This is a genomic window from Streptomyces sp. NPDC038280, from assembly GCF_055600045.1.
Genome location: NZ_JBVJYZ010000008.1, coordinates 146,700 through 163,436, shown reverse-complemented (window position 1 = coordinate 163,436; position 16,737 = coordinate 146,700). Strand labels below are relative to the sequence as shown.

At 71.7% G+C, this 16,737-nt stretch carries 12 protein-coding genes; 3 read left to right on the top strand and 9 right to left on the bottom strand.

Annotation, left to right across the window (positions count from 1 at the left end):
* Positions 1-65 precede the first annotated feature (65 nt).
* The 7 genes from ACZ7J0_RS18590 to ACZ7J0_RS18560 form a co-directional block, all read right to left on the bottom strand.
* Positions 66-3,017: a M14 family metallopeptidase gene (locus ACZ7J0_RS18590; protein ID WP_470888596.1), complete on the bottom strand. Its 2,952-nt coding sequence runs from the start codon at positions 3,015-3,017 to the stop codon at positions 66-68.
* 232 nt (positions 3,018-3,249) lie between these two features.
* Positions 3,250-4,239 (bottom strand): DNA-binding protein WhiA, encoded by a 990-nt coding sequence (gene whiA, locus ACZ7J0_RS18585; protein ID WP_468711181.1) that lies wholly within the window; start codon positions 4,237-4,239, stop codon positions 3,250-3,252.
* Positions 4,230-5,252 carry a gluconeogenesis factor YvcK family protein gene (locus tag ACZ7J0_RS18580; RefSeq protein WP_470888594.1) on the bottom strand — a complete coding sequence of 341 codons (1,023 nt, stop codon included), beginning with the start codon at positions 5,250-5,252 and terminating at the stop codon, positions 4,230-4,232. The genes whiA and ACZ7J0_RS18580 overlap by 10 nt, the downstream gene beginning before the upstream one ends.
* Positions 5,249-6,187 carry an RNase adapter RapZ gene (gene rapZ / locus ACZ7J0_RS18575; RefSeq protein ID WP_468711179.1) on the bottom strand — a complete coding sequence of 313 codons (939 nt, stop codon included), beginning with the start codon at positions 6,185-6,187 and terminating at the stop codon, positions 5,249-5,251. The genes ACZ7J0_RS18580 and rapZ overlap by 4 nt, the downstream gene beginning before the upstream one ends.
* Entirely contained in the window at positions 6,184-8,226 is a 2,043-nt protein-coding gene (uvrC, locus tag ACZ7J0_RS18570) for an excinuclease ABC subunit UvrC (protein ID WP_470888592.1), read from the bottom strand. The genes rapZ and uvrC overlap by 4 nt, the downstream gene beginning before the upstream one ends.
* A 224-nt stretch (positions 8,227-8,450) precedes the next feature.
* Positions 8,451-9,203 carry a hypothetical protein gene (locus tag ACZ7J0_RS18565; protein WP_470888590.1) on the bottom strand — a complete coding sequence of 251 codons (753 nt, stop codon included), beginning with the start codon at positions 9,201-9,203 and terminating at the stop codon, positions 8,451-8,453.
* Positions 9,204-9,208: 5 nt separating this feature from the next.
* Positions 9,209-9,874, bottom strand: coding sequence for a papain-like cysteine protease family protein (locus ACZ7J0_RS18560; protein WP_470888588.1), 666 nt, complete (start codon positions 9,872-9,874; stop codon positions 9,209-9,211).
* 227 nt (positions 9,875-10,101) lie between these two features.
* On the opposite strand from ACZ7J0_RS18560, the gene ACZ7J0_RS18555 reads away from it, so the two are divergent.
* Positions 10,102-11,028, top strand: a complete 927-nt coding sequence (locus tag ACZ7J0_RS18555; protein ID WP_470888586.1) for a hypothetical protein — start codon at positions 10,102-10,104, stop codon at positions 11,026-11,028.
* Between the two features lie 140 nt (positions 11,029-11,168).
* Here ACZ7J0_RS18555 and ACZ7J0_RS18550 read toward each other — a convergent pair whose 3' ends face one another.
* On the bottom strand, positions 11,169-11,597 hold the full coding sequence (locus ACZ7J0_RS18550; protein WP_470888584.1) for a Rieske (2Fe-2S) protein: 429 nt from the start codon (positions 11,595-11,597) through the stop codon (positions 11,169-11,171).
* A 150-nt stretch (positions 11,598-11,747) separates the two neighbouring features.
* Here ACZ7J0_RS18550 and ACZ7J0_RS18545 point away from each other — a divergent pair, with 150 nt between their 5' ends.
* Positions 11,748-12,641: a carbohydrate kinase family protein gene (locus ACZ7J0_RS18545; RefSeq protein WP_470888582.1), complete on the top strand. Its 894-nt coding sequence runs from the start codon at positions 11,748-11,750 to the stop codon at positions 12,639-12,641.
* A 172-nt stretch (positions 12,642-12,813) separates the two neighbouring features.
* On the opposite strand, the gene uvrA is transcribed toward ACZ7J0_RS18545, so the two are convergent.
* Positions 12,814-15,822 carry an excinuclease ABC subunit UvrA gene (uvrA, locus tag ACZ7J0_RS18540; protein WP_470888580.1) on the bottom strand — a complete coding sequence of 1,003 codons (3,009 nt, stop codon included), beginning with the start codon at positions 15,820-15,822 and terminating at the stop codon, positions 12,814-12,816.
* A gap of 219 nt (positions 15,823-16,041) precedes the next feature.
* Here uvrA and ACZ7J0_RS18535 point away from each other — a divergent pair, with 219 nt between their 5' ends.
* The gene (locus tag ACZ7J0_RS18535; protein WP_470888863.1) at positions 16,042-16,731 is read left to right on the top strand and encodes a maleylpyruvate isomerase family mycothiol-dependent enzyme; all 690 of its coding nucleotides are present in this window, start codon (positions 16,042-16,044) and stop codon (positions 16,729-16,731) included.
* The last annotated feature ends 6 nt before the right edge of the window (positions 16,732-16,737 follow it).

Genomic DNA, 16,737 nt, shown 5'->3' with positions numbered 1-16,737 from the left:
GCCGATGGCCCGTACCTACCAGCGGGTACGGGCCATCGGGGGTCTCTCAGCCCGACTACTGTGCGTTATCGCCGCAGCGTGGCAAGCGCTTTTCCGATGAGCCGCTTCCGGTCCGCGGCGCCGGGTACGTGCTCCAGACCGAAGCCGAGGAGCACCGTGTCGCGGGTCGTGACGGCGGCCTGGGAGTGGAAGAGCCCCGCCGAGCGGGCCCAGTCTCCGGCGTTCCCGGGGCTGCCGGCGGGCGGGCCGGGAACGGTCCACGCGCCGAGCGAGGTCTCGAAGCCCTCGCTGTCCCGGTCCGTGCCGCCGACGACCAGCTTGGTGCCGTCGACGAAGGCGCCCATCTCGCTGGTGCCGGGGTCGGAGATGTACGAGATCGACAGCTCGACCTTCTTGCCCGCATAGGCGCTCAGGTCCATGGAGGCCTGCTGCCAGCCGTTGGACGCGCCGGTGAAGGCGTTCCAGGCGCCGCTCGTGCCGGTGGCCGCGCAGTCGTCCTCGCCGACGGTCAGGTAGTGCGCGAGGAAGGGGTGTCCGCGGACGTAGTAGCCCTCGGAGCAGTCGGCGGGCGGGGTCGCGGACGTGCCGCCGTTGGCGTCGGGCAGGGTCGTCCAGTCCTCCTGGCCGACCGTGTGCGCCTCGACAACCAGGTTGTCGTAGCCCTCCTCGGTGTCATAGCTGACCTGGAAGCTCAGCGACGGCTCCGCCGAAGCGTCGACGCCGGTCAGATCGACCGTCCGGCTGAGCCGCATCCAGGCGTCGTCGGCGTGGCGGGCGGCGCCGAAGTACTGCCCCTCGTACGGCTCGAAGGGCGTGGGGACGCCGGGGTAGTCGCCCGCGGAGGAGCTGCGGAACTGCGGGAACCGGTCCGGCTTCAGGGTGTCGGAGGTGACCGTGTACGCGCCGGCGTTGTCCAGCGGGTTGTCGGCCACCGGGCCGAGGGTGGCCGTGCTGCCCGCGAAGGGGCCCGACCCCGCGAAGGACGGCGGGGTCTTGAGCGCGGCCCGGTTGTAGGCACCGAGGTAGTACTGGGCGAAGTCGTTGGAGAGCGCGCCGCCGAGGTCGACCAGACCACCGGCCTGCTCACCCGCGTTGATCAGCTTGCCGCCCTCGTTGACGAAGTCGCGCACGGCGAGGGTGTTCCCGACCGAGGGGCGGTTGGCGCCGGTGTACCAGACGACGGTCCGGAAGTGGCTCAGGACGCCGAGAGGGTGCGGGACGCCCTGTGTCGCGGTGTCCCAGACGGCGGCCTTGCGCCCGTTGTCGGCGAGTGCCTTGGTGTACGCGGCGGTGTGCAGGGCGGCGGCGGTGCCGCCCTCCTCGGCGAGCACCAGGGTGTCGGCGCGCGGCCGCTCGGCGACCGTGTAGGTGAACGGCGTCGACGAGGTGCGTCGGCCGTCACGGGTGCGCGCGGTGAACCAGACCTCGACCTTGTCGCCGGGCCCGGCCCCCTCGATCTCGCCGCGGTACTCGTCGAAGTACAGGTTGTCGTCGCCGCCGTACGTCTCGCCGCCCTTCCAGGCCTTGAGGTCCTCGTCGTGCGTCCGGCCACCGTTGACGCGGTACTTGAGCTCCTTGTCGCGCAGCGACCTGCGGGCGGTGACGGAGACCGTCTGGTCGCCACGCGCGTAGGAGGTGGTGAAGGCGTCCGGCGTGAAGTCGGGGGCCTCGATGCCGGTCGTGGAGACGGGCCGGTCCGGGTGGGCGGAGGACTCCGCGACGGCGAGGGCGAAGGGGATGTTCTTGGCGAACTCCTGCTGGATCAGCTTCTCGTCGTCCGGGAAGGTGAACACGGACTCGCAGTCGGCCGGGTTCCAGGCGTCGTCGGGGTCGATCCGGGACGCGGTGGCGCAGGTCGACATCTCCGGGGTGAACATCTGCATCCCGTTGACGTTGGCCGCGTGGCCGTCGGCCTCGCCGTTGGTGGTGTAGAGCTCGGAGGAGACCTGCGGGCGGTAGCCGGGGACGGCGGACTTCTGCGGGGTGCCGGCCAGGGCCTTGAGCGCCACGTCGTCGGGGGTGTCGGTGGCGACCTGCCAGCCCACGCCGTACAGCAGGAGCTGGGCGGCGGAGTGGTAGTTGACGCCGTACTGGAAGCCGATGCGCTTCTGGAAGGCGTCGAGGGCCTTCGTCTCGGGCTCGGACATCGGGCCCGTGCCGCGGAAGGTCTCGTCGGCCGGGTCGGGGGACGAACCCTCGTTGTCGTACCCCCACTTGTAGGCGAAGTTACGGTTGAGGTCGACGCCGTCCCCCGGCGTGATCCTCCCGTCGCCGTTGTTGTCGTGGAGGTTCTTGCGCCACTGGCGATCGCCGTCCGGGGAGTGGGTGTAGTCGTAGCCGTCCGGGTTGGCGGAGAGCACGAACCACAGCTCGGTGGAGTCGACGATGCGGGTGACGCGCTGGTCCTTGCCGTAGTTGGCGAGGTAGTAGTGCATCAGCCGGCGGGTCATCTCGGGGGTGATCCACTCGCGGGCGTGCTGGTTGGACATGTAGAGCGTGGCGGGCTTGGAGCCGTCCCTGGACTTCTTGGCGCCCTTGCTGAGCTTGAGCGCGAGGATGTCCTGCCCCTTGAGGGTCTTGCCGATGCTGACGACCTTGGTGAGGCCGGGGTTGGCCTGCGCGGTCGCGAGGATCTCCCGCTTGAGGCCGTTCTCGCCGCCGTACGGGCGGAAGACACCGTCACCGGCGGCGGCGACGCGCTTCTCGGCCCGGGCGGAGAGGGAGTGCTCGGACAGGCGGAGCCCCTTGGCGCGCAGCTGCCCGGCCTGCTTGTCGGTCAGGTACAGCTCGACGGTGGCGGTGCCGCTCGCGGGCACCTGCTCGCTCAGCTCGTGCCCGTCGGTCCCGGCCTCGAGCAGCAGCGGCACCTGCTCCTTGCCGACCTGCGCCCGCCATACGGAGAGGGCGTCGGCGCCCCCGTCGTCGTTGCTCTGCTGGGCACCGGCGGCGGGTGCCGCCGCGAGTCCGGCGATCAGCAGTGAAGCCGCGGCGAGGATCGATCTCGCTCTGCGTCTCATGAGCCCCCCTTGCTGTTGTGTGCCACGGGAGTGGACAGACGCCAGGCTCTTGACAGTCCATGATCATGTCAAGGCCGCGAACAGGGTGTCAGGACCCCGTGGACGACACGTCAAGTGGGAGCGCGACGGGGCGTGTTGAGCGCTGCGGGACAGGAGCTCTCCAGGCTGGAGACCCTGGCGGAGAGGGGGCCCTCCGGCACGGAGAGCCCCCTCTACGGCGTCGGCGTCCGCCTCAGCCGACCAGGCTGTCGTCCAGCTCCTCCGTGAGGTTGGACTCGGTGCCGGGGATCCCCAGGTCCTGCGCCCGCTTGTCGGCCATCGCGAGGAGGCGGCGGATACGGCCGGCCACCGCGTCCTTCGTCAGCGGCGGGTCCGCGAGCGCGCCCAGCTCCTCCAGGGACGCCTGCTTGTGCTCCATCCGCAGCCGCCCCGCGGCCGCGAGGTGCTCGGGCACCTCGTCCGCGAGGATCTCCAGGGCACGCTGCACCCGGGCGCCCGCGGCGACCGCGGCCCGCGCCGAACGGCGCAGGTTGGCGTCGTCGAAGTTGGCGAGGCGGTTGGCGGTGGCACGGACCTCGCGGCGCATCCGCCGCTCCTCCCAAGCCAGCACCGAGTCGTGCGCACCGAGCCGGGTCAGCAGCGCGCCGATCGCGTCCCCGTCCCGTACGACCACGCGGTCCACGCCCCGTACCTCACGGGCCTTCGCCGGGATCGACAGCCTGCGGGCCGCGCCGACGAGGGCGAGCGCCGCCTCCGGGCCGGGGCAGGTGACCTCCAGCGAGGACGAGCGGCCCGGCTCGGTCAGCGAGCCGTGCGCCAGGAACGCGCCGCGCCACGCGGCCTCCGCGTCGCACGTGGCACCCGACACGACCTGCGGGGGAAGCCCGCGGATCGGGCGGCCGCGGCCGTCGACCAGTCCGGTCTGCCGGGCCAGCTGGTCACCGCCCGCCACCACCCGTACCACGAAGCGGGAGCCGCGCCGCAGGCCGCCGGGGGCCATCACGATCAGCTCCGAGCTGTGCCCGAAGATCTCCAGAATGTCGCGCTTGAGGCGGCGGGCCGCCATCGCGGTGTCCAGCTCCGCCTCGATCACGATGCGGCCGCTCACCAGGTGCAGCCCGCCCGCGAACCGCAGGATCGACGAGACCTCCGCCTTTCTGCAGCAGGTCCGGGTGACGGGGAGCCGGGAGATCTCGTCCTTCACCGCTGCCGTCATCGCCATGGGCCGATCCTTCCATGCATCCGAAAAATACGGTCGTACGCGGCGGCCAACAGCTCCGGGTCGTGCTTCGGGAAGCCGTCGGACCGGGCGACCGGCGCCAGCTCGACCGCGGCGCCGAGCCGCCTGGCGGCGTCTATGAGGGACTCCCGGTCGGGCACGGCGGCCTCGTCGGCCAACACCACGTCCAGGGCGAGTTTAGGGGCGTGTCGCCCCAAAACCTCCAAATGACGCTGCGGAGAGAACCCCTCGGTTTCTCCGGGCTGCGGCGCGAGGTTCAGGGACAGGACCCGGCGGGCCTTCGTCTCGACGAGGGCGTCGAGCAGCTCGGGCACCAGGAGGTGCGGGATCACCGAGGAGAACCAGGAGCCGGGGCCGAGCACCACCCAGTCCGCGTCGAGGACCGCGGCGACGGCCTCCGGCACGGCGGGCGGGTCGTTCGGGACCAGGTGCACGGACTGCACCTCACCGGGGGTGAGCGCGACCGTCGCCTGTCCCCGGACCGTGTCGACCTCGTCCGGGCGCGCCGGGTCGTGGCCCCTGACCAGGGCCTGGAGCTCCAGTGGCACGGCGGACATCGGCAGCACCCGGCCGTGCGCGCCGAGGAGCCTGCCGACCAGGTCCAGGGCCTGCACGTGGTCGCCCAGCTGCTCCCAGAGGGCCACGATCAGCAGATTGCCGACCGCGTGCTCGTGCAGGTCGCCCTGGGACTGGAAGCGGTGCTGGATGACCCTGGCCCAGGTCTGGCCCCAGTCGTCGTCGCCGCACAGCGCGGCGAGGGCCTTGCGCAGGTCGCCGGGGGGCAGGACGCCGAGCTCCTCCCGGAGCCGGCCGCTGGAGCCCCCGTCGTCGGCGACCGTGACCACGGCGGTCAGGTCGCCGGTGATGCGGCGCAGGGCGGCGAGCGAGGCCGACAGGCCCATGCCGCCGCCGAGCGCGACGACCTTGGGCTGGGCGCCGCGCCTGCGGAGCGTACGGACCGACAGGGTGCTCGTACGCCGACGGTACGGCTTCACTCGCGCCCCATGTCCCGGTGGACGACGACGGTCTCGACCCCTTCCGACGCGAGCCGGGCGGCGAGCTTCTCGGAGGTGGCGACGGAGCGGTGCTTGCCGCCCGTGCAGCCGACGGCGATCGTCACGTACCGCTTGCCCTCGCGGCGGTAGCCCGCGGCGATCAGCTGGAGCAGTTCGGTGTAGCGGTCCAGGAACTCCTTGGCGCCCGGCTGGTTGAAGACATACGCCGAGACCTCCTCGTTGAGCCCGGTGAAGGGGCGCAGCTCGGGGACCCAGTGGGGGTTCGGCAGGAACCGCATGTCGACGACGAGGTCCGCGTCGACGGGCAGGCCGTACTTGAAGCCGAAGGACATGACGGTGGCCCGCAGCTCGGGCTCCTCGTCGCCGGCGAACTGGGCGTCCATCTTGGCGCGCAGCTCGTGGACGTTGAGGCTGGAGGTGTCGATCACCAGGTCGGCGTCGCCGCGCAGCTCGCGCAGCAGGTCGCGCTCGGCGGCGATGCCGTCCACGATCCGGCCGTCGCCCTGCAGGGGGTGCGGGCGGCGGACCGACTCGAAGCGCCTGACCAGCGCCTCGTCGGACGACTCCAGGAAGACGATCCGCCGGGTGACCTGCTTGGACTCGAGGTCGGCGAGGGACTCCCTGAGGTTGTCGAAGAAGCGCCGGCCGCGGACGTCCACGACGACGGCGATCCGGGCGACGTTGCCCTGGGAGCGGGCGCCGAGCTCCACCATGGTGGGGATCAGCGCGGGGGGCAGGTTGTCGACGACGAACCAGCCGAGGTCCTCCAGGCACTTCGCCGCGGTGCTGCGGCCCGCGCCCGACATACCGGAGATGATCACCAGCTCGGGGATGGCCGCCTCGGCGGCCCCACCGGCCTCCTTCGTGCCCGTACTCACGTCTCCTGCTCCGTCTTCTCGGTCGTGCTCAGTCATGCTGTGCTGCCCCCGTCGTCTTCAATGATCTCTCCTGTTGCCGTATTCACGGCGGGCGCGGCCGGGGCCGCCTGTGCGAGAGCCACGGCCACGGCTTCGGCCGTCTTGCGGCCCATGCCCGGGACCTCACAGATCTGCTCGATTGTCGCCTGTCGCAGGCGCTTCACCGAGCCGAAATGCTTGATGAGCGCACGCTTGCGGGTGTCGCCGAGGCCGGGGATCGCGTCCAGGGGGCTCGTCCGCAGGCGCTTGTGGCGCTTGGTGCGCTGGTAGCGGATGGCGAAGTCGTGAGCCGTGTCACGGACCCGCTGGAGCAGATACAGCCCCTCGCTGGAGCGGGGCAGGACGACCGGGTCGTCGTCGCCCGGGAGCCAGACCTCCTCCAGGCGCTTGGCGAGACCGCAGACGGCGATGTCGTCGATGCCGAGCTCGTCCAAGGCGCGCTGGGCGGCGGCCACCTGGGGCTGTCCGCCGTCGACCACGACGAGCTGCGGCGGGTACGCGAACCGCTTCGGCCTGCCGTCGTCCTCGAGCGGTCCGGCCGGCACCTCGCCGCCGAGGGAGAGCTCACCGGGCTCCTCGCCGTCCTCGGCCGTCCGTCCCCTGCCTTCGGCGGGGAGACCCCATTCGCCGGTCTTCTCCTTCTCGGCGATGTAGCGCTTGAAGCGGCGGGTGAGCACCTCGTGCATCGAGCGGACGTCGTCCTGGCCCTCGAAGCCCTTGATCTGGAAGCGCCGGTACTCGCTCTTGCGGGGCAGCCCGTCCTCGAAGACGACCATGGACGCGACGACGTCCTCGCCCTGGAGGTGCGAGATGTCGAAGCACTCGATGCGCAGCGGCGCCGAGTCCAGGGCGAGGGCGTCCGCGATCTCCTCGAGGGCGCGGGAGCGGGTGGTGAGGTCACTGGCCCGCTTGGTCTTGTGCAGGACGAGCGCCTGCTGCGCGTTGCGCGCGACGGTCGCCATCAGGTCCTTCTTGTCGCCGCGCTGCGGGATGCGCAGGGACACGAGGGAGCCGCGGCGGCCGGTGAGCCACTGGGTGACGGCGTCGGCGTCCTCGGGGAGCGCCGGGACCAGGACCTCCTTGGGGACCGCGTCGCCGCTCTCCTCGCCGTACAGCTGCTGGAGGGCGTGCTCGACCAGGCCCGCCGTGTCGACCGCCTCGACCTTGTCGGTGACCCAGCCGCGCTGGCCGCGCACCCGGCCGCCGCGGACGTGGAAGATCTGCACGGCGGCTTCGAGCTCGTCCTCGGCGACGGCGATCAGGTCGGCGTCGGTGGCGTCGGCGAGGACGACGGCGCTCTTCTCCATGGCCCTCTTGAGAGCCCCTATGTCGTCGCGGAGCCGGCCCGCCCGCTCGTACTCCATCTCCTCGGCGGCCGCCATCATGTCCTTCTCCAGACGGCGGATGTATGTGCCGGTGCGGCCGGCCATGAAGTCGCAGAACTCCTCGGCCAGTTCGCGGTGCTCGTCGGGGCTGACCCGGCCGACGCAGGGCGCCGAGCACTTGCCGATGTAGCCGAGGAGACAGGGGCGTCCGGTGCGGGCGGCGTTCTTGAACACCCCGGCGGAGCACGTACGCACGGGGAAGACGCGCAGCATCAGGTCGACGGTCTCGCGGATCGCCCAGGCGTGGCCGTACGGCCCGAAGTAGCGCACGCCCTTCTTCTTGTGGCCGCGCATGACCTGGACGCGGGGAAACTCCTCGTTCAGCGTGACCGCGAGGTAGGGGTAGCTCTTGTCGTCGCGGTACTTGACGTTGAACCGGGGGTCGAACTCCTTGATCCAGGAGTACTCGAGCTGGAGCGCCTCGACCTCGGTGGACACCACGGTCCACTCCACGGACGCGGCCGTGGTGACCATGGTGCGCGTGCGCGGGTGCAGGCCCGCCAGGTCCTGGAAGTAGTTGGCGAGCCGCTGGCGCAGGGACTTCGCCTTCCCGACGTAGATCACCCGGCGGTGCTCGTCACGGAATTTGTAGACCCCCGGCGAGTCGGGGATCTGTCCCGGCTTGGGGCGGTAGCTGGAGGGGTCTGCCATGTCCCACACCCTACTTGCGAGGGCTGACACCTCGGGGGGGATGGGTGGGAGCCGGCAGCGGGGATGGGCGGGGGCGGGCGGCGGGAATGGGCGGGGGCGGCCGCCCGGCACGGCGGGCCGCGAGGGGAGTCGCGGCCCGCCGTGCCGGGCGCCGGCGGAGTGCCGGGAGGGGCGCCCCTCGGGACGGTCCCGGTGGGGTGGGGGGCGCCCCGCCCGGGCTCGGGTCAGCTCGGCGAGGCGGTGCGGCGGCGCCGGGCGGCGGTGGCGATCAGGGCGAGGGCGACGACGGCGCCGGCGGTGGCCGAGGCGAGGGTGACCGCCGGGGCGGTGTCGGAGTCCGGCCGGTCGTAGCCGCCCGCCATTCCCTTCTTCGCGTACGCGGAGCCGGGGAGCTTGTCGGCGTAGGCCTTGGTCACCCGGGCCCGGTAGGCGGTGAGGGTGGTGCCGTTGGCGCCCACCGCGCGGACGGCGTCCTCGTCCAGCGGGAGCACCTTCACTCCCTTGTGGACGTACCAGGCGTCGATCTGCGGCTCGCGGAAGACCGTCCCGCCGGGGAGCCTGCGGGCGCCCAGCGCCGCGTAGCGCGTCTCGTCGTCGCCGGTGGCGATGTTCACGACCTGCCATCCGGCGCCCTGCCGGGCGGTCCAGACCGACGCCCGCTGTCCGTCCGACGAGACGGCCGCGGCGGCGTAGAACTGCAGCTCGGCGACGGGCGCACCGGGCTTGCCCGCGACGAAGTCCGCGGAGAGGAAGCGCACCGGGACCGTCGCGCCCTCGATGCGGGGCTGGGCGGCGGCCCTGGCCACCGCACCGTCGCGGGCGAAGAACCGGGAGAGGGTGTCCAGCGCCTCGGGCGAGGCGGCCGCGGCCCGGGGCGTGGGGGCGGGCGGCGGTGCGGCCGCGGCGGCGGCCGGAGCGGCGAGGCCGAGGAGTACGGCGGCGACCGCGGCGGCGCCGGCTGCGGAACGTCCGGTCATCACGCTCACGCCCCTATCCGGTAGAGCGAGTGGGTCCAGGAGAAGGAGCTGTTGTCGACGTACCAGGCGTGGGAGGCCCAGTTGTAGCGGTCGCTGGAGGGCCACGGGTCGCCCCAGTAGACCCAGCTGTTGGCGTCGTCGTAGCCGTAGATCACGTGCATGTGACCGCCGCCGCCGGACCACTGGATCCGGGTCTCGATGGGCCGGCTGTTGTTGATCTCGGTCTGCACGGTCGAGTAGCGCAGCCAGCCGGTGACGTACGAGCCGGGGCTGATGCCCGCCCAGCTGAGGCCGTTCTGCACATTGCCGAGGGTGGCTTGGTTGTTGGGGCACTCGGAGCCCTGCTGGCGGTTGAAGGCGGCGTTGCAGAACTGGTTCTGGCTGTAACCGCGGCCGAACCAGGTGGCGATGGTGTTTCCGGCGGCCGCCCAGCACCAATTGGTCTTCTGCTGGGCCTGCATGGTGATGTCAAGGCGCTTCTGGGCGAGGGCGGACAGGTCGTCGCTCGCCGGGCCGGCGGCGGTGCCGGCTGCGGACGGGGTGACGCCGTGGGTGGCGGCGGTGGAGCCTGAGGTGGCGGCGGTCGCCGTGGCGGTCGGCAGGGTGAAGAGGGCCACGGCGAGCAGCGCCGCGAGGGAAAGCCCTCCTGGTCGGTCTGTTCTCTTGCGCATCGCGTTCCTCCCGAAGCGGGGGGGTGGGGGTGGAGGAGCGCGTCCGGACGCTGGTGAGGAGCATCAGGCGTTGTCGGGAGCAGGTCAACACGCTTCAATGCTGGGTGACATCACACTGTGAACGGTTCAACCACCGTGTGAACAGTTGCCCCCGGCCCACCTGCACCCCCACCCTCAGCGGCGCAGCGTCACGCCGGCCCGTCGTGAACGTTCACTGAGGAGTCCCCATGGGGCACACCGAAGCCGACCTTGTGCAGGTCCTGCACACCGGGCCGTTCCATCTGGCGCTGCGCACGGCGCTGGCGGTGCGCGGGCTCCCCCTCCAGCGGGTCCAGCACCATCTCGCGCACCGGGGCGTCAAGGTGGGGGTGACGAGCCTGAGTTACTGGCAGCAGGGCGCGCGCCGCCCCCAGCGACCCGAGTCCCTGAAGGCCGTACGCGCCTTGGAGGAGGTGCTCCAGCTCCCCGTGAACTCGCTGCTCCGGCTGCTCACCGGGGAGGGCGGGCGCCCCGAGGTGGAGCGGCCGGCGACCCGTTCGTACCGCTCTCTGGTGGAGGCGTCGGGCGCCGTCGAGCAGCTCCTCGCCGAGCTGGAGTCGCCGGTGGACGGCGGGCTGCACACGGTGGGCCACCACGAGCGGGTACGGATCGGGGCGCGGCGCGAGCTGGTGGGACGCGAATCGCAGCATCTGGTGCGCGCCCACCGGGACGGCGTCGACCGCTACCTCGCCATCCACCACGGGGATCCGGGCTGTGATCCGTCGAGGGTGGACGTGCGGGCCGTGGAGAACTGCCGGACAGGCCGGGTCCGGCGACACGGCGAGACCGGGGTCGTCGTCGCGGAGCTGCTCTTCGACGCCCGGCTGCGGGCCGGGGAGACGTATCTCTTCTCGTACGGCTTCGAGGACGGGACGGCCGGGGCGAGCACGGAGTACGTGCGCGGGTTCAGCTTCGCGGGCGGCCAGTACGTCCTGCAGGTCAGGTTCGACGAGACGGCGCTGCCGGTGCGGTGCCGGCGCTTCGCGCAGATGTCGGCGGGGGCACCGCGCGGCGCCCGCTCCGACCTGACGCTCAGCGGGCGGCACCGGACCGTGCATCTGGTGGAGCAGGGCGTGCGGCCGGGGATCCTGGGGATCGACTGGGCCTGGGACTGAAGGTTCGGGAGTGAAGGGCTGAGGGTCGGTACCGGCGGTGAGGCCTGGGCGGCGTCCGGTCCGCGGGTCTGCGGGCCGGCACCGGCGGTGAGGCCTGGGCGGCGTCCGGCCGCGGGTCTGCGGGCGCCGGGCGACGGCGGCTACGCGTCGGGGCCGGCCACCAGCTTGCCGTCCTTGACGACGACCGGGACCTCGGGCAGCGGCACGGTCGCCGGGCCGTGCAGCGCCTTGCCGGTGGTGACGTCGAAGCGGCTGCCGTGGCAGGGGCAGTTCCCCTCCGTGCCCTCGACCTTGTCGAGGAGGCAGCCCGCGTGCGTGCACTGGGCGCTGAAGGCCTTGTACTGGCCCTTCGCCGGGCAGCTCACGACCACCCGCTGCTCGGCGTAGAGCTTCGCGCCGCCGACCGGAACCTCGTCCGGGGCGCCGAGGGTCACCGGCGCGTTCGGCGTGGGCGTCTGGGCGTGGCCCAGTTTGGACTCGGTGGAGCAGGCGGCGACGCCCAGTCCGGCCGCTCCGGCGAGGGCTGCGCCTTTCAGCACGGTACGGCGGGCGGGCGACTGGCCGGACATGTGAGCTCCACGGTGCGGATCGGTTGTCGGGTGTCAGCGGCGTCGAGGTGTCAGCCGCTTCGAGATGACCTCGTCGACGATACCGGCGGGTGACGGCGGCGCTCGGGGCGGGGCTGTTCCGCCCCGGAGCGATGGGCTACGTTCACGCTCGTGATCGTCGTCGCCGGTGAGTCCTTGATCGATCTGGTCCCGCAGGGGGCGTCCGCCGCTCCCCTGCCGCCGCTGGTGCCCAGGCTCGGCGGCGGCCCGTACAACACGGCGGTGGCGCTCGGCCGCCTCGGCGCCGAGGTGGCCTTCTGCTCGCGCGTCTCCATCGACGCCTTCGGACAGGCGCTGATGGGCGGTCTGCGGGCAGCGGGCGTGACGACCTCCCTCGTCCAGCGCGGCCCGGAGCCGACGACGCTGGCGGTCGCCTCGGTCGGCGTGGACGGTTCGGCGGGCTACGGCTTCTATGCCGAGGGCACGGCCGACCGGCTCTTCGCACTGCCGGCGCGGCTCCCGCAGGGGGTGGAGGCGATGGCGTTCGGCACGTGCTCGCTGGTGCTGGAGCCTGGAGCGAGCGCGTACGAGGCACTGCTGCGGCGGGAGTCCGAGCGCGGGGTCTTCACCCTGCTCGATCCCAATGTCCGGCCGGGCCTCATCCCGGACGCGGAGGCGTATCGGGCGCGGTTCAGGAGCTGGCTGCCGTCCGTGTCACTGCTGAAGCTGTCCGAGGAGGACGCGCGGTGGCTGGGCGGCTCACCCGAGGAATGGCTCACCAGGGGCCCGTCGGCGGTGGTGCTGACGCGGGGCGCCGCGGGGCTGACGGTGGTGACCCGGCACGTGACGGTGACGGTGACGGCGGCCCCGGTGCGGGTCGTGGACACGATCGGCGCGGGCGACACGGTGAACGCGGCGCTGCTGCACGGGCTGGCGGGGCGTGACGCCGGCGCCCTGGGCGCGCCGGCCTGGCGGGACCTGCTGTCGTACGCGGCGCGGGCGGCCGCGGTCACCTGCTCACGCGCGGGGGCGGAGCCGCCGTACGCGTCGGAGATGGGCAGCTAGGGCGCCCCTCTCGGGGACCGACCCAGCAGGATCCGAGAGACAAGGCCCGGGCGCCGGGCCTCCCCCGTGCTTCCCCGAAACGGCCGTCGCGGGCCGCCCCGGAAAGCTCCGGGGCGGCCCGCGACAGGACGTCTCGGGCCTTGCGGGCCCTGGCCTCTGAGGCCTTGCGGGCTCAGGCCTTGCGGGCCTTGACCGTCTTCTTGACCGGGGTCGAGTTCGCGGTCTTGACCGTCTTCGCCGTCGCCGTCTTCTTCGCCGGCGCCTTCGCCGCGACCGTCTTCTTGGCGGCCGCCTTGGACCGGCTCCGCGCCGCCGGGATGGCCGCGTCGCTGATGCGGTTCACGTCGAGGATGTCCCGCAGGAACTTGCCGGTGTGGCTCGCGGGGACGCCCGCGACCTCCTCGGGGGTGCCCTCGGCGATGACGAGACCGCCGCCGCTGCCGCCCTCCGGGCCCATGTCGACGACCCAGTCCGCCGTCTTGATGACGTCCAGGTTGTGCTCGATGACGATCACCGTGTTGCCCTTGTCGACCAGGTTGGACAGCACCTTGATGAGCTTGGAGATGTCCTCGAAGTGCAGACCCGTGGTCGGCTCGTCCAGGACGTAGACCGTACGGCCGGTGGAACGCTTCTGGAGCTCGGAGGCGAGCTTGACGCGCTGCGCCTCGCCGCCCGAGAGGGTCGGCGCGGACTGGCCGAGGCGGACATAGCCGAGACCGACCTCGTGGAGCGTCCTCAGGTGACGGGCGATGGTCGGGACGGCCTCGAAGAAGTCCAGGGCCTCCTCGATCGGCATGTCCAGTACCTCGGCGATGGACTTGCCCTTGTAGTGGACTTCCAGGGTCTCCCGGTTGTAGCGCGCACCGTGGCAGACCTCGCACGGGACGTACACGTCGGGCAGGAAGTTCATCTCGATCTTGATGGTGCCGTCGCCGGAGCAGTTCTCGCAGCGGCCGCCCTTGACGTTGAAGGAGAACCGGCCCGGGAGGTAGCCCCGGACCTTCGCCTCCATCGTCTCGGCGAAGAGCCTGCGGACGTGGTCGAAGACGCCGGTGTACGTCGCCGGGTTGGAGCGGGGCGTGCGGCCGATCGGCGACTGGTCGACGTGGACGACCTTGTCGACGAGGTCGTCACCGTCCACCCGGGTGTGCCGGCCGGGCACCGACTTCGCGCCGTTCAGCTCGCGGGCCAGGTGGGTGTAGAGGATGTCGTTGACCAGCGTGGACTTGCCCGAGCCGGAGACACCGGTGACGGCCGTCAGCACACCGAGCGGGAACGACACGTCGATGTCCCGCAGGTTGTTCTCACGGGCACCGTGCACGGTGAGGCGGCGGGAGGGGTCCATGGGCCTGCGGATGTCGGGCGTCGGGATGGACCTCTTCCCCGAGAGGTACTGCCCGGTCATCGACTCCTTGTTGGCCAGCAGCTCCTTCAGGGACCCGGAGTGCACGACCTTTCCGCCGTGCTCGCCCGCGCCGGGGCCGATGTCGACCACCCAGTCGGCGACCTTGATGGTGTCCTCGTCGTGCTCGACGACGATGAGCGTGTTGCCCATGTCGCGGAGCCGGACGAGGGTCTCGATCAGCCGGTGGTTGTCGCGCTGGTGGAGGCCGATGGACGGCTCGTCCAGCACGTACAGCACGCCGACCAGGCCGGAGCCGATCTGGGTGGCGAGCCGGATGCGCTGGGCCTCGCCACCGGAGAGCGTGCCGGCGGCCCGGTTGAGGGAGAGGTAGTCCAGGCCGACGTCGACGAGGAACCGCAGTCGCTCGTTGACCTCCTTGAGGACCCGCTCGGCGATCTTCTTGTCGCGGGCGTTCAGCGTGAGGCGGCCGAGGAACTCGGCGCAGTCGCTGATGGACATGGCGGAGACCTCGGCGATGGACTTGTCCATCACCGTGACCGCCAGGACGATCGGCTTGAGGCGGGTGCCCTCACAGGTGGGGCAGGGCACCTCGCGCATGTACCCCTCGAAGCGCTCACGGCTGGAGTCGCTCTCGGCCTCCGTGTGCCGCCGCTTGACGAACGAGACGGCGCCTTCGAAGGCGGGGGTGGTGTAGGCGCGCTCGCGCCCGTACCGGTTGCGGTAACGGACCTCGACCTGGGTCTTGTGGCCGTAGAGCAGGGCCTTGCGGGCCCGCTGCGGCAGGCCGGCGAACGGGATGTCCGTACGGAAGCCGAGGGCCTGGGCGAGCCCGCCGATCAGCCGGCCGAAGTACTCCTTGGTGTGGCCGTGGGACCAGGGGTGGATGGCGCCGTCGTCGAGCGACTTGTCCTCGTCGGGGACGATCAGCTCGGGGTCGACCTCCATGCGCGTGCCGATGCCGGTGCAGTCGGGGCAGGCGCCGAAGGGCGAGTTGAAGGAGAAGGAGCGCGGCTCCAGCTCCTCGAAGGACAGGTCGTCGTACGGGCAGTACAGGTGCTCCGAGTACATCCGCTCGCGCTCGGGGTCGTCCTCGGGGAGGTCGACGAAGTCCAGGACGACCATGCCGCCGGAGAGACCCAGCGCGGTCTCGACGGAGTCGGTGAGCCGGCGCTTGGCGCTGTCCTTGACGGTGAGGCGGTCGACGACCACCTCGATGGTGTGCTTCTCCTGCTTCTTGAGCGTGGGCGGCTCGCTGAGCTGGATGGTCTGGCCGTCGACACGCGCGCGGCTGTAGCCCTTGGTCTGGAGGTCGGCGAAGAGATCGACGAACTCACCCTTGCGCTCGCGCACCAGCGGGGAGAGGACCTGGAACCGGCTGCCCTCGGGCAGCTCCAGAACGCGGTCGACGATGGCCTGGGGCGACTGGCGGGAGATGGGGCGGTTGCACTCGGGGCAGTGCGGCTTGCCGATGCGCGCGAAGAGCAGGCGCAGGTAGTCGTAGACCTCGGTGATGGTGCCGACCGTGGAGCGCGGGTTGCGCGAGGTCGACTTCTGGTCGATGGAGACCGCCGGCGAGAGGCCTTCGATGAAGTCCACGTCCGGCTTGTCCATCTGGCCGAGGAACTGACGGGCGTAGGAGGAGAGCGACTCCACGTAGCGGCGCTGCCCCTCGGCGAAGATCGTGTCGAACGCGAGGGAGGACTTGCCCGACCCCGAGAGCCCGGTGAAGACGATGAGGGAGTCACGCGGGAGGTCGAGCGAGACGTTCTTGAGATTGTGCTCGCGAGCGCCACGAACGATGAGACGGTCGGCCACGCCGGTCCGCACCTTTCTTGAGAGAAGCGGGGGCACAGCCCCGTCCTGGATCGGCACGGGCTCGAGTGAGCCGTATCGGGTCCATGGGGGCCGCCGGAGGATGAAGTCCAACAACCAAGGATGCCTGATGCCTCTACCGAGCGTATAGCACGCGCATTCGATTTACGGCCGCGCTCTGCCACCTTCACCCGAATGAGTGGCAGCGCTATCGTCGGCGCCATGATCGACCATGCGCATGACCTGGCTTCTGTACGGGAAGCGACCGAGCGGCTCCTCAGCGCAGCCGCCAAGCTGGACAACGCTTCGGTGGGCGAGCCGTCACGGCTCCCGGGCTGGACGCGCGGCCATGTGCTGGCGCACGTCGCCCGCAACGCCGACGCCCTGGTGAACGTTCTGCGCGGCCTTCCCATGTACGCCGACGCCGCGACGCGCGACGCCGACATCGAGCGCGACGCGCCCAGGCCGCTCGACGCCCAGCTCGACGACGTACGTGAGACCGCCGCCCGCTTCGACGCCGAGGGCCGCGTCCCGGCCGACTGGGACCGGACCGTCGAACTCCGCAACGGAGTCACCGACCGGGCCGCCCGCGTCCCCTTCCGCCGCCTCGTCGAGGTCGAGCTGCACCATGTCGACCTGGGAGTCGGCTACGAGCTGGAGGACCTGCCGGCGGAGTTCGTGGAACGGGAGATCGACTTCCTCTGCGAGCGTTTCCGTGACCACAAGGACGTGCCGTCGACCGGCCTCTCCAGCGACGACGGCCGCGTCTGGACCACGGGCGGCGGCGCGGAGGGTCCGACGGTCGGGGTGCGGGGCTCGGCCCCCGCCCTCCTCGGCTGGCTGTGCGGCCGCCGCGACGGCTCGGACCTGGAGGCCACGGGCGGCACGCTGCCCGCGCTGCCGCCTCTGTAGTCGGCT